We start from the raw sequence: 14,504 nt of genomic DNA, 5'->3' as shown, positions 1-14,504 counted from the left end.
TTTGTCCCAGCCTCTTTTTTATATTTAATTGTATTTCTTCCAACCCCTTCTATTACATCTTTAATTTCAAAAGAGATGAATCGTTTGATCAGTGCATAAGTATACTGGATTGATCTTCTCAATACTTCCTACTCGTCAGTGGACTTCTTAACTGTAATCACTCAACTAAGGATTTTATTCATACAAATGCAAATCATGATTTGCACTCTCTAAAAAGATATCACTCATTTAAATACTCTTTTCCTTAAATCCTATTTTACCAAAATATGCCCATGAATTCATACCAAAACAAAAAAAGAGAGCAGCAAACTGAGCTGCTCTCCATTTTGTTTATTTTTCTACCATTCCGCCCTTGATAAGACTGTCTTTCGTTACTGAATAACTAACTGTTTTGTCATCTAGGGGATTAAAGCCTGGGACGATTTCTTTTAATTTATTAAAATCGATTTTTGTGTAATCAATAGTATTGCGAATATAAAAGATTCCGTCTTTGTATTCTGATGTCAGTTCAAATCCATGGCCCATCAGATCTTTGAATTTTTCTTGGCTCTTAGCAACGGCTTCTTTCATGGTTTCAAGAGGGTTCTCACCAGGTACTTTTGAGACATCGTAATCATCAACTTTTTCTTGTACTAACAAGGTATCTCCCTTGTAATACAAGGTTACAGTGGTCTTACCTGCTTCATCACTCGTTTCAAGAACGGTTTTTTGTGCACCTGCTAGAGCATCTTCTTTTTTGCTTTCATCAGTTGATGACTCTTTTTTCTTTTCTTTAGCAGATGATTTGCTTGTTGCTTTACTGGTCGCTTTAGTGGACGATGGACTAGTAGATTTCGTACTCTCTTTTTGTCCGCAACCAGCTAAAAGAAGACCCGCTGTCAAGAAGACGGCTAACAATTTTGTGGTTTTATTCATTTTGAATCCCTCACTATTTTATGATGGTTAAGGAAATGACTGATTTCTGAAATGAGTCATTTAGCAAGATCAACTGTCGTTTTAGATGTTATTAGAAAAGCCTCAAAAATGATGTTCGCAGTCCCTCCTTATCGATCATTGTAGCCATCTGGGTGGCTGGAATGCCAAGCCCAGGCTGTTTGGATGATGGTTTCGATATTGTCAAATTTTGGTTGCCAGCCGAGAATTGCACGCGCCTTCTCAGAGGATGCGATCAGGGTATCTGGATCTCCTGGTCTGCGATCGGCCAGCTCAAGTGGGATCGGATGTCCTGTCACCTTGCGAGCTGCTTCAACAATCTGAAGATTGGAGAATCCGGTCGATGAGCCCAGATTAAAGGCAGTCGATGGGTTGCCATTTCGGAGGTACTCCACGGCTAAAAGATGGGCATCTGCCAAGTCAAATGGATGGACATAGTCCCGAACATTGGTGCCATCTGGTGTATTGTAGTCATCTCCAAAAATTGCGATCTTCTCGCGTTTGCCTTGGGCTACTTGCAAGACGATTGGCAAGAGATGGGTCTCTGGTCCGTGGTCTTCGCCAATCGAGCCGTCAGGTTTAGCACCCGCTACATTAAAGTAACGAAGGGGCACATACTTGATGCCGTATGCTTGATCGGCCCAGCGCATAATGGTTTCCATCATGAGCTTGCTTTCCCCATAGGGATTAATCGGTTTTTGTGGAGTGGTTTCAAGTATTGGAATTTCTTCTGGAATCCCGTAAGTGGCAGCAGTTGAAGAAAAGACGATGTAGTGCACCCCACATTCATGCATGACTTCCAAGAGTTTGACCATGCCAGCTGTATTGTTGTCAAAGTATTTCAATGGATCTGCCATGGACTCAGCGACCAGTGAGTAGGCCGCAAAGTGGATGACCGCATCGATATCTGCATGTTCCTTAAAAACAGTGCGCATAAAGTCTTGATCCGCCAGGTCTCCTTGGTAAAAGACGGCATCTGGATGCACCGCTGCACGGTGGCCTGTGACCAGACTATCGACCACGACGACTTTTTCCTGTCCTTCATTGACCAAACGGTCCACCATGTGGGAACCGATGTAACCAGCTCCTCCGAGTACGAGTATTGCCATTTGTTTTCCTTTCGCTTCTTGTCTTCTCTCTTATTGTACCAAATTTCTGCCACTTCTCCACACTTAAAGCGTCGCAACAAAGCGTCTAAAGGCAGCTTGTCCTTCTGCTGTTCTCTTGTAGACACCAGCATCTTCGAGCACACGCGCAAAGATCTGGCCAACTGATTCACGGACAAGGGCTTCTGCCTCTGCTTCGTCTGTGATGGCTGGGTGAGTGGCTTTCAAATCATCTGCCCAAGGCTGGTGGTAGGTCGCCACAGTATTCTCACGTCCAATCAAATAGTCTTGAACCTGCTTGAGCTCTTCCTTGAGGCGAGGTGGCAAAATGGCCAAGCCCATGACTTCGATCAGGCCGATATTTTCTTTTTTGATGTGTTGCACATCCGCATGTGGGTGATAAATGCCATCTGGATGCTCTGGTGAGGTTTGGTTGTCACGGAGCACCAAGTCCAATTCATAATGCCCATCACGAATCCGTGCAATGGGGGTAATGGTATGGTGGGGCTGACCGTCGGATGCTGCTAAGACTTGAACGGCTGGATCCGAGTAGCCTCGCCAGGCTGTGAGGATATGGTCTGCCAGGTCAATCAATTGCGCCTTGTTGTCCGATTGCAAGCGGAGAACCGACATGGGCCAATTGACAATTCCTACCGATACAGCCTCAAATCCCTCAACGCTAAAGCTTTCCTCAACAGGAGCTAGCTCCATAGGGAAGGTATGGCGTCCGCCTTGGTAATGGTCATGAGTCAGGATGGATCCCCCTACAATGGGCAGGTCTGCATTGGACCCTGCAAAATAGCCTGGGAAAGTCTCGACAATGGTCAAGAGTCGCTCAAAGGTCTTGCGGCTAATGGCCATAGGAACATGCTGGCTATCGAGGAAAATGCAGTGTTCATTGAAGTAGGCATAAGGGGAATACTGAAAGCCCCAGTCATGACCGTCCATGTCAAAACGGATAATCCGATGATTGGCCCGGGCTGGATGGTCTAGGCGACCTTGATAGCCTTCATTTTCAAAGCACAATTGGCAGGCTGGATAATGACTGGCTTTGGCAAGCTTGGTCGCTGCAATGTCTTTAGGATCTTTTTCAGGTTTTGACAGATTGATGGTGATTTCAAGAGAACCGTAGGGAGTTTGTGTCTCAAAGGCAATATTTTGCGCAATGGCTTTGACCTTGATGTAATCATTGCGCTTAGAGAGGGCATAGAAATCCGCAATCGCGTCTTCCTTGGACTGACGGTAGGTCTCCCAAAAGCGATGGTTGACTTGACTAGGACTAGGGGTGATCCAATCCATCAACTCCGCACCCAAACTGTCTTTTGCGGCCATACTATCCTGGATCTTGCTATTTGCAACAGCGATCTCTACCAGCTGATCTTTGAGTGCGATCAACTCTTCTTTTTGAGCTGGGGCGTCTAGCCCTTCTTCTCCAATGCGACTCATGATGCGATTTTTTAGATAAATCCGATCCATCTCTTCGTAGTCACTCGCCGCAATGACGGCTGTGACAAATGCATCTAATACCAGTTCTGTCATCCTATCTCCTTTTTAATCAAGTACCCGTGTCCCCGCCGCAACCTCTGCAATGTAGAAGCTTGGCGCATAGCCAACGACTTCCTCATAGCGTTTGCCGACAACTTCTTTAAATGCTTCAACCTTATCTTTGTTGACAAGGGCGATGGCGCAACCACCAAAGCCTGCTCCCGTCATACGAGCACCAAGCACTCCTTCTTGTTCCCAGGCTGTATGCACCAAGGTATCCAATTCTAGACCTGTCACTTCGTAGTCATGTTCCAAGGATACGTGGGAAGCATTCATGAGACGGCCAAAGCCTTCCAAATCCCCTGCTTCAAGGGCCTTACGAGCTTGGAGGGTCCGTTGGTTCTCAAGTACAGCATGGCGAGCTCGTTTGATGCGATTTTCATCCTTGATCAAGTAGCTGTAAGCATCAAAAGCCCAGAGATCCAATTCCCCTAAGGTTTGGATATCCAATTTTTCTTGGAGTTCAGAAACGGCAGTTTCACATTCTGCCCGACGTTCATTGTATTTTGAATCCGCTAATTCCCGGCGTTTGTTAGTATTCATGATGACTACGACATTGTCTTTGAGGTCCAGCGGTACCAGATCATATTCTAGGGTGTTGGTATCAAGATAAATAGCCCGTTGGTCAGCTCCCATACCGATGGCAAATTGGTCCATGATCCCAGAGTTGACTCCGATGAAGTGATTTTCGGTTTGTTTGCCGATCTTGACCAGATCTAGACGATCTAAGTGAAGATCATATAGTTTCTCAGCGATGACGCCAATCAAGAGCTCAAGGGAAGCTGAAGAAGAAAGACCAGATCCATTTGGAATATTACCGTAGACATAGACATCCATTCCGCTATCAATGACATGACCAGCTTCTTGCAAGAAGTGGAGCACGCCTTTTGGATAGTTGGTCCAGTTGTGCTCTTTTTCAAAGTGGAGATTTTCAAGTGGAACTTCAATGATCCCCTTGTCTTCAAAGTTTCCTGAGAAGAAACGCAAGACCTTATCCTCACGCTTTCTTGCCGCTCCGTAGGTACCAAGAGTGATGGCTGCTGGGAAGACATGCCCACCATTATAGTCAGTGTGTTCACCGATCAGATTGATCCGTCCTGGTGAAAAGAAAGTGTGGTCAGCCTTTTCCCCAAAGACAGCCTGGAATTTTGCTTGTAAATCTTGAGATGTGATTGTTGTCGTCATGAGAAACTCCTTTAGTTTTGTAAACGTTTTTATACTTGTATTATATCTGATCAGAAGTAAAACTTCAAGTGTTTTTAGTAAAATTTTATTAATTTTTTATTTTGTGTCCGAAAAGGCTATAACAAAGGGTTTTCCTCCGATTACAACTTCTATTCCACTCTTGCTATTTCGAGTTAATTTTAGTAAAAGTTTACCAAAAATCTCAATTGGGAAATCACCCAATTGAGATTCTTAATCCTTTAGTGTTTCTTTCTTGGATAGACAAAAGATCCAAGGAAGGTTAAGAGGCTGATGCCCATGAGGGAGAGGAGGTTCCCTGTTTGACCGGTTTTTGGCAATACCGATGATGCAGGACTTGCTGAAACACTTGCAGGAGCCTGATCAGTGGCTTGTTTCACAGCGATCGGAGTAACTTGTGGACCATCAAGAGTGCTAGCTTTTTCTTGCTTGCTAACAAGGACCTGTGTTCCTGTGTTACCAACCTCTACTGGTTGTGTCTGATGGGTTGGTTCTTGGACTGGTGAAGTTGGATCTTGGACTTCTGGTGTTGGCAATGGAGCAGGTGCTGGATAGAAGAGACCATGACCAATACGGTAAACGTACTCTGTTTCCGACATTTTTCCATCTACAATTTTTGGAATATCAACCGGTAAGGTACCTAGATGTTCCTTGCCATTGAAGATGACTTCCACTCCTGCAGGAATATTAGGACCAAATGCATTGTCTGGTTTGAGGGATTCCGTTGGATCCATTCCCTTATTTCCATAGACTGCTAAAATGGCTTTGGCTGCGGGATAGTTGGCTACATCATAAGGTTTAGAGATAGAAAGGACAGCTGCCTTCTTATGGTTGGTATTGGCATAATTGACGATTTCTGTTGGAATCTTGGTCCGCCAGAAATCTTTATCCAGTTGCCCTTCATAACCGATCTCTGAAATCACTACGATATGGGTGGCTTTTTCAAGGTCTTCTTTTAGACTATCAAGGGTGGATTCCTTAGTGAAGTTCTTGGCCACAAAGGAGGTATCTTTTGGAAGCACTCCATCCGCGATTAAGCGACGCATGCCCAAATTTAGTCCTGGGACTTCATTTTCAAAAGCTCCGAGTAGTAAGACATGGTCCCCTGTTTGCACCTTAAATGGCAAGGTATTGTCTTCATTTTTTACAACCGTCACCGCTGCTGCTGCAATCTTGCGTTCCAAGTCACGGTTGAGGCTAGATCCGACTGCTTCCTCTGCTTTTTCAGCTGTCCGAGCACTTGGATCAAAATTCAGGACCCCACGTTTTTCTTTGAGGGTCAGGATCCGACGAACCGACTCATTTAAGCGTTCTTCTGAGATGTCACCGGTTTGGACCGCATCTACCACTGCATTGACGATGGTATCAATCTTGGTCAAATCGGCTTTGCTGCGAAGGGTCGTTGGCATCAAAACCAGGTCAACTCCGGCTTTGATAGCCATCTTCACGGCTTCCACCTCACCGAAGTTCTTAGCGATAGCATCCATTCCCATGGCATCAGAGACAATCACGCCCTTATAGCCGTATTTCTTCCGTACCAAGCCCGTTAAAATATCATCAGAGAGAGTCGCTGGAACATAGATTTTCTCACCCGTTTCTTTTGACACGACCTGATCTTTTTCAATCTGCGGGTATTGGATATGAGCCGTCATCAAGAGGTCGACCCCTTCATCCATAGCTTTTTTGAATGGAAGGAGTTCCAATTTTTCAAGCTCAGCAAGAGATTTATCCACCAATGGCAGACCTGTATGGGAATCGACCGCTGTATCCCCATGACCTGGGAAATGCTTGGCTGCTACAGCCACATTGTAGTCCTGAATGCCTTTCATCATCGGAATACCCAAGTAGGCAACCCGGTTTGGATCAGATGAGAAGGAACGAAGCCCAATCACAGGATTTTGAGGATTGTTATTAGTATCTAGAACTGGAGCGAAGTCCACATTCAAGCCTAGCGCAGAAAGCTCTCGACCGATGATTTGACCGGCTTCTTTGGCTAGTTTGGGATCATTGGTAGCCCCAATGGCCATATTACCAGGAAGGGCTGTACCCGTACCCAAGCGGTAGACGATCCCCCCTTCTTGGTCGATGGCTAACAATAGCGGAATCTTCCCATTGTTGGCCTTGTTTTCAATTGCTGCCTTTTGCATATCTTGCGTCAGAGCTAGGGTTTGCTTGGTTTCTTTGACGTTTTCAGCAAAAAGAATGACGCCTCCAAAATCATATTTATCGATCACATCTGCTACTTCAGCATTGACCTTGGTGAGATCCTGTGGCGATTCCTGATTAGCCTCCTGCCACTTACGGAAGTCCGGCATGATCATTTGAGTCACTTTTTGTTTGAGTGGCATGTTTTCAATCAGTTTTTCCACTTCAGGAGATGCCGTCTCTGTCGATGTTACCGTTGGGGAGGCAGCAGGGACAGCTACACGGTCTGTTGTCGTCGGTGTTTCGGCCACTTCCCCCTGATTTTCTGTAGTGGTTTCTGGAGTTGGAGAAGCCACCACCTCTTCTACTGTTGCTGCCGGTTCATTGGCTTGATCCGACGCTTGAGCTGTGTCTGCTTTTGCTGTTTGAACTGATAATAGAGCAAAAGCCGTTAATAGGGCCGCAGATGGATAAATGATTTTTTTCATAAAGCGACCTCCTTTCTTTCAATAGATATTGTACCATTGTTTTATAGTTTTGTAAACGGTTGCAAGGCGCTTGGTTTAAAAAAGGATAAGCATTTTTTACTTATCCTTTAGTTCGTTCATATTTTTTTAAAACACCATTTCTTGACCATTTTCTGTCACTTGGTAAGTGCCCTCAGCAAGATCAATTCGGGCTACTGCTGTGACAGTCTGGTCTTTATTTTGGCGCGTAATGACAATGGTATGTTCATCTGGTGTTTCCACCTCAATGCTTCCTTCTAAGTCAAAAGCTTGCGAGTTGTTCCGGAAACTAAAGAGCTTGAGAAGGGATTGCACGACTGGTCGCTCTACTTCTTGAGCAATTTCTTCATTGCTGTAGTAATGACGGTTAATATTGCGGCCTTCTTTGGTGTTTTCTAAGAGTTCCAAATCATTCTTCCCAGCTAAGAATCCAACATAATAAACTTGTGGAATACCTGGTGCAAAGGCTTGAATCAAACGGGCTAGGAAGTACTTGCGATCATCATCTCCGAGCGCTGAATAGTAGGTCGAATTGATTTGGTAGATGTCCAAGTTGTTGTATTCTGCTGTTGAATATTTGCGTTTAACATTTGCTCCTACCTTATAGAGCTCATTTGAAGCATAGTCAATCTCTTCATCTGTCAAAATATCCTTGACATCGACCACGCCAATCCCGTCATGGGTATCCAGCGTCGTGAACTGCTTCATAGGACTCATCTTCAACCACTTGGCAAGGCGCTCCACTTTTGAACTATAGAGGCTATAGAGGGTTACCATGGGTAGCGCGAAGTCATAGACATAATAGTCGTGATCGGCAATCTTAAATTGGATGGAATAGTGTTCATGAATCTCTGGCAAGAGCTCAGCACCATAGCTGGCCGCCATATCGCGCACCTTATCCAACAAATCCCAAATATCTGGCTCCACGAAGAAATCATTAGTATCCAATTTCTTGACTGCATAGGCAAAGGCGTCCAAACGAATGAGGTCACAGCCATTGCTTGCCAGATGTTCGATGGTCTTGCGAATAAAGTCCATGGTCACTTCCTTGGTCACGTCTAGGTCAATCTGCTCTTCCCCAAAGGTATTCCATAGATGCTCGGTCGTCCCATCCGCAAAAGTGATAGCTTGTTTAGGAGCTCGGTCTTTCCGCTTATAAATCAAATCTACATCTGCTTGAGTCGGACGATTCTCCGGCCAGAACTTGTCCCAGTTGAGGAAGAGATCCTTGTAGGCACTTTGGTCGTGCTTTTCTTGGTAGTCTTTATAATACTTAGACTGGCGGGAAATATGATTGATCATAAAGTCAAACATGAGATAGTACTTGTCGCCCAAGCGTTTGACATCTTCCCAATCCCCAAAAGCTGGATCCACTTGGTCATAGTCTACAGGCGCAAAGCCTCGGTCACCAGTTGATGGGAAAAATGGCAAGAGGTGTACTCCACCTACTGCATCCCCAAAGTGCTTCTCCAGATTTTCATAGAGATCCTTCAGGTTATTTCCCAAGCTATCTGAGTAAGTAATTAACATGGTTTTGTTTTGAATTGGCATAATGGTCTCCTTTTCTTTATTTGAAAGCCAAGTCTGAAGAGACCTGGCTTTCTTGAGTTTATATATTTTAAGAATTGCTTCATAGGATACGATTTAAATCAGCAAGCTGAATCGTTACTTTGTGTACAGAATTGAACACGGGACTAATTTCTTAGGAAAAAAGATAAATCTTCTTGTGTGCAAGCACACTACGTCGATTTCCTATTTTTCTACAGAAATTTTCAGCAAGCTGAATCGTCCCTTTGTATCTTATTTCTTATTTCACTGCGCCGTTGCTCATTCCTGCGATGATATGGCGTTGGAAGAAGAGATAGACAATGGTGATACTGATAATGCCGACCACGTAAGAGGCAAAGCTTGGTCCGTAGTCGTTGAAATATTGGCCTGCGTAGTTGTATTGGAACAAAGGCAGGGTCCACATTTTTGAATCGCGGTTCAAAACAAGGAGTGGCAACATGAAGTCATTCCAGAACCAAAGGGCATTGATGATCATGGTTGTCGCATGCATCGGTTTCATCATTGGAAAGATGATACGGAAATAAGTTGTAAACTTATTAGCCCCATCGATCTCTGCTGCTTCATCCAGACTTTCTGGGATCGAGATTTTGATATACCCTACATAGAGAAAGAGTGTCTGTGGAATCGCATAGGTCAAGTAGAGCAAGATCAAACCAAAGGTGTTAGCCAAACCGAGTTTACTCATCATAACCGTAATCGGAATCATGATGACTTGGAAAGGTACAAAGATCCCAAGAATCAAGAGGGTGTACATGATAGTAAAGGCTTTTCTCTTACTCATATTACGTGCGATGGAGTAGGCTGCCATGGGGATAAATATCATTACTGCAAGTAAAGACAAAACAGTGATGACGACAGAGTTCCAATAATAACCACCGATTCCATCTGCCAAGAGTCGACTAAAGTTGTCCCATGTGAAATTCGTCGGGAATCCAAAGAAATTGTCTACGATATCCTTGGTGGGTTTGAAGGAACTAAAGAGGGTGGCAAGGAGCGGCACTAAAATCAGAACCGATCCTAGAATCAATAGAATGTATTTGCCAATCAAGGCTTTTCTTTCATCTTGTTTCATCGTGCTTCTCCTCTTAAATTTCAAATTTCTTAGATACTCTCAATTGGATGATCGAAATCACTACAATCAAGAAGAACAAGATTACGGCAATGGCATTGGCATAACCGAATTGGTTATTTTTAAAGGCATAGTTATAAACCAAGAGTCCAAGTGAGGTTGTGGCATTGTTTGGACCACCACCAGTCATGGCAAAGACTTGGTCAAAGGCGGTAAGCCCACCTTTTAGGGCTAGGATAAAGACCATAGAGACACTTGGTAGTAAGTAAGGCAATTCAACATTCCAGAAGACTTGCTTGCTAGTCGCGCCATCGATTCTTGCTGCTTCTGTAATTTCAGATGGGATAGATTGCAGACCAGCTAGGAAGATAATGATGGGCATAGCTACTCCTTGCCAAAGAAGGACAAAGACAGCCGCAAAGATCGCTCCCCACTTAGTCCCTAAAAGACTCGTTTGGAGAAACTCAATATGAAGGGCATTCCCAATGGCTGGTAGACCGTAGTTGAAGACTTGTTTGAAGATCAACGCCACTGTCAAACCAGACAAAACAGCTGGGAAGAAGAACCAAGCACGGAAGAAGGTTTGGCCTTTGATTTTAGAGTTCAAAACACGCGCAATGAAGATCCCAAGGGCAATCTCACCAACTACCATAGCAATCGTGATGATCGCAGTAAAGCCAATGGCATTCATGAATTTTGGATCCATAAAGAGGAGCTTAAAGTTGTTCAAGCCAACAAATTTGTAGTTATAGGTCAAACCTGTCCAGTTAGTAAAACTGTAAAAGGCTCCTTGGAACATTGGCACATAGAAGAAAATTGCTTGTAATAAGAGGGGAATGACCACAAAAGCCCATGCCCAATATTTTTGTAATACTTTTTTCATCGTCTCTCTACTCCTAATCCACATCCGCTTTCATCGGGTTAAAGAAGGCATTCAAATCATTGACCATTCCTTGTTTATCACCTGTCAAGACATAGTTCATCGTCAAGGTATGGAAGTCTGCTTCACTGGTCCAGTATTGTTGCAACCACACCAAGTGACGATCCGTAAAGGCATATTTGGTCATCCCAGCAAGCGGTGAATCCTCTCCTGCTTGTTTGACCCCTTCGATCGCTGTTGGAGATCCGTCCACATCATAGTACTTTTGCATGACTTCTGGACGGGTCATGTATTCCACAAAGGCATTGGCTTCTTTTGGATGTTTGGTAGTAGCTGAGATAGACCATGCTAAGTCTCCCGCACCAACGGTTAAGCTTTGTCCTTTTTCTTTCCCTGGAATCATGAAGGTCCCAATCTTAAATTTCGGTTTTTGTTCATTGATAGCTGTGATGGCCCAAGACCCATTTGGTGTCATGAGGACATCTCCACGCGCGAAGGCTCCGATAACGTCTGTATAACCTGCACCTTCCCAGTTCTTTTGCTTAGAACCTTTAATGCGAAGGATATCCATGACCTTGATGTCATCCTTCATAATCGGATCAGACAATTTAATGGAATTTGGCTGAGAATAACGAAGGTATTGGTTGGCTTCTTTTCCTCCACCTGCTGCTGTCGCAAAGGCTAATTGATTATACCCATTGAGCGTCCAAGCATCTGCTCCTGCAATCCCAAATGGAGTTTGTCCTTTGGCAACAATGTCTTTTACTAACTGTTCGAACTCGTCCCAAGTTTCAGGAACCTTCAAGCCCAATTCTTCGAATTTATCTTTGTTGTAGTAAATTCCATAAGCGTTGGCTGTAAAGGGAACGTTGTAGACTTTTCCATTTACAGCATATTTTTCAGCGTAGCCATTTTTCACACGTTTCAGATAGTCTTTATTGGACAAATCTTCGAAGACGCCTGCTTTTGCCCATTCTTGTAGTTCGATGGACTGTGGGTAAATATTGACCACATCTGGCACATCTCCTGCGAGGACACGTGTTTTCAATACTTCACCAGCGTTCGGTACATTGACGACTTTGACCTTGACCTTTGGGTTTTCCTTTTCAAAATCACGCGCGATTTCTTCCAAGGTTTTGGTCATTTCTTTTTTCTGGTTGAAATACTCGATAGTCACTGTGCCATCCGCAGATTTTCCATCGTTGGAGCAAGCGCCAAGCCCAAACAAGGCTAGGCCTGTAGTCGCAAGAAGTCCGATTTTTTTATACCATTTCATTTGGCTGTCTCCTTTTATTTTTTGACAAAAACATATTGTTTGCTGAGGAAATCTCCCTGAGGAAGAACGACGGTTAAGCCAGCATACATGAGCTCAGCTCCTGAATAGACTTGATCCGTCCCTTCTAAGCGATAGAGCGCATCTTCTTCCAATCCTTTGAGTTTCAGGGTCGGCTCGATCTCCTCAACCGTTGATAAGACCCGTACATAAGTTACAACCGTGCGATCTTGATAAGTGAACTGGACGGCTGCTTGATTGCTACCTTGGCTTGGATTGATCAAGCGGTAGTGTTTTCCGAATTGAACAAGTGGTCGAATCGTTTTGTAATGAGCGACTTGTGCTGCGATCCGATCCAACTCTTCTTGCGGAAGACTGGTTAAATCCAATTCATAGCCCAGATTTCCCATCATGGCCACATGACCACGCGTTTCAAGCGGTGTCATCCTTCCCATCTGGTGATTTGGAACCGCTGATACGTGAGCCCCCATAGAAATGGTAGGATAGAGGTAGCTAGAACCATACTGGATCGGAAGTCTGGCAATGGCATCCGTATTGTCACTTGCCCAGACCTGAGGGAAGTACCGCATCATACCAAGGTCGTTGCGGCCACCACCTCCAGAGCAGGACTCAAAGAGGATGTTCTCGTACTTCTCTGTTAAGTAAGAAACTACTTCATAGAGACCTAAGATATAAGCATGGGATTGCATCTTGGTTTCAAGGTAGGTTTTCCCATTTCCAAGTTTGGTGATATTACGGTTCATGTCCCATTTGATATAGTCGATCTCATGATTTCCAAGTAAGTCATCCAAGACCTGCTTGATATAAGCCACTACTTCTTTATTTGCGAAATCGAGTACTAGTTGATTCCGTGAATAAGTGTGTTCATAGCCTGGGACTTGAATAGCCCAGTCCGGATGAGCCCGATAGAGGTCGCTATCAACAGAAATCATTTCTGGCTCCACCCAAAGGCCAAATTGAAGTCCCTTGTCGTGGATGCCTTGGATCAATTCTGCTAGGCTGCCTCCTAATTTTTCTTCGTTGACAGTCCAGTCACCAAGGGCCCGATTGTCATCATAACGATTGCCAAACCAGCCATCATCCAGAACAAAGAGTTCGATCCCTACTTTTTGAGCCTCATCTGCTAGCTCCAATAATTTTTCTTTCTTGAAATCAAAGTAGGTTGCTTCCCAGTTGTTGATAAGAATTGGACGTTCTTTACGGGCAAACTGGCTAGGAATGATATGGTCTTGGACAAATGCTTGACTCTCTTGACTGAGACCGGTCAATCCCTTATGGGAGTAGCTGATCATGGCTACCGGCGTATCAAAGCTCTGATTTGGCGCTAATTCCCAGGAGAAGTTTTCTGGATTGATTCCCAATCCAACCCGAACTTCATTGAGTTGATTCTTTTGAACAAATCCTTCAAAATTTCCACTGTAGAGCAGTTGGAAGGCAAGGGCAGAACCGGCATCTTCTGTTACTTCATGGTCAGCAAGAATCAGGGCTGGAGTCTGGGCATGTCCGGAAGCACCACGGTTGGAGCTGATGGAGAAGATTCCTTGCTCTACTTGCTGACGGCGAACTGTTTTTTCTCTCGCATAGGCCCCTTGAAGGGTGATGACATCATAGTCACCTGCTGGGACATCTGCCATCACACTAAGGGCCTTGTGGATCACGACGGTTTCATCACTGCAGTTTTCAATCTTTGAAAAGCTAGTGATGGTTGCCCGGTCTTCGTAGGCTGTGTAATAGAGGGTCAAACGCAGTGCTGCTTGATCATCTTCAAAGACCAAGGCCAAGGTTTCAGCCTGATCTACTGAGTGAGGGTTCGGAAGAGCGGACGCCTCGACACTGCCAGAGTAGATATTGGCTCCGACATAGAGGAAATCCGTCACCTCTGTAACGCCGTGCTGGATTTGAATCGACGGCTTTCGGAAATCTCCAAGCCCGTGTTGTCCCAAGACCTGACGCTGGGTATCTAGACTAAAGATGCGATTGTCAGGTGTTGGATTCCCAGAGAAGGCATGATCTTTTTCATGCACAGTATTGGAAGAATGATAAGACGGGATCGGACGTCCCAAATGCTTAAGCATCAGGTAGCCATCACGATTTTCAAGGATGAGGCTCAATCCCTTACTTTCTACATAGAACAAATTTTGTTCAATACGAATTGCCATGTCTTCCTCCCATTGGATCCTAAAAATCTATTACTATGTATTTTTATTTCTAGTTCCCATATCTTTCTTTTTTAACATGTCTTTATTTTACATAA

10 protein-coding genes are annotated in these 14,504 nt (G+C 44.4%); all 10 read right to left on the bottom strand.

All coding sequences use genetic code 11. The features are described from left to right. Window positions 1-330 precede the first annotated feature (330 nt). The gene (locus O3646_RS01355; protein ID WP_272111391.1) at window positions 331-915 is read right to left on the bottom strand and encodes a DUF1307 domain-containing protein; all 585 of its coding nucleotides are present in this window, start codon (window positions 913-915) and stop codon (window positions 331-333) included. A gap of 128 nt (window positions 916-1,043) precedes the next feature. Next, complete coding sequence (galE, locus tag O3646_RS01350; RefSeq protein WP_272111392.1) at window positions 1,044-2,042, bottom strand: UDP-glucose 4-epimerase GalE; 999 nt, start codon at window positions 2,040-2,042, stop codon at window positions 1,044-1,046. A 63-nt stretch (window positions 2,043-2,105) separates the two neighbouring features. Next, the gene (gene galT, locus O3646_RS01345; protein ID WP_272157387.1) at window positions 2,106-3,578 is read right to left on the bottom strand and encodes a UDP-glucose--hexose-1-phosphate uridylyltransferase; all 1,473 of its coding nucleotides are present in this window, start codon (window positions 3,576-3,578) and stop codon (window positions 2,106-2,108) included. 12 nt (window positions 3,579-3,590) lie between these two features. Then, window positions 3,591-4,769, bottom strand: a complete 1,179-nt coding sequence (locus tag O3646_RS01340; RefSeq protein ID WP_371610414.1) for a galactokinase — start codon at window positions 4,767-4,769, stop codon at window positions 3,591-3,593. A gap of 239 nt (window positions 4,770-5,008) precedes the next feature. Then, window positions 5,009-7,420, bottom strand: a complete 2,412-nt coding sequence (locus O3646_RS01335; RefSeq protein WP_371610413.1) for a glycoside hydrolase family 3 N-terminal domain-containing protein — start codon at window positions 7,418-7,420, stop codon at window positions 5,009-5,011. Window positions 7,421-7,546: 126 nt separating this feature from the next. Further along, window positions 7,547-8,989: a sucrose phosphorylase gene (gene gtfA, locus O3646_RS01330; protein WP_223345527.1), complete on the bottom strand. Its 1,443-nt coding sequence runs from the start codon at window positions 8,987-8,989 to the stop codon at window positions 7,547-7,549. A 256-nt stretch (window positions 8,990-9,245) separates the two neighbouring features. Further along, window positions 9,246-10,079 (bottom strand): carbohydrate ABC transporter permease, encoded by an 834-nt coding sequence (locus O3646_RS01325; protein WP_021153463.1) that lies wholly within the window; start codon window positions 10,077-10,079, stop codon window positions 9,246-9,248. 13 nt (window positions 10,080-10,092) lie between these two features. Then, complete coding sequence (locus tag O3646_RS01320) at window positions 10,093-10,959, bottom strand: carbohydrate ABC transporter permease (RefSeq protein WP_021153464.1); 867 nt, start codon at window positions 10,957-10,959, stop codon at window positions 10,093-10,095. Between the two features lie 13 nt (window positions 10,960-10,972). Next, window positions 10,973-12,232, bottom strand: a complete 1,260-nt coding sequence (locus O3646_RS01315; RefSeq protein ID WP_049499208.1) for an extracellular solute-binding protein — start codon at window positions 12,230-12,232, stop codon at window positions 10,973-10,975. A 14-nt stretch (window positions 12,233-12,246) separates the two neighbouring features. Next, complete coding sequence (locus O3646_RS01310; protein ID WP_371610412.1) at window positions 12,247-14,409, bottom strand: alpha-galactosidase; 2,163 nt, start codon at window positions 14,407-14,409, stop codon at window positions 12,247-12,249. Between the last annotated feature and the right edge of the window lie 95 nt (window positions 14,410-14,504).

This window comes from Streptococcus sp. 27098_8_148 (assembly GCF_041432105.1).
Classification (GTDB): domain Bacteria; phylum Bacillota; class Bacilli; order Lactobacillales; family Streptococcaceae; genus Streptococcus; species Streptococcus parasanguinis_AE.
Note: the sequence above shows the minus strand (reverse complement) of the source record. Positions and strands in the feature narration are given on the sequence as shown.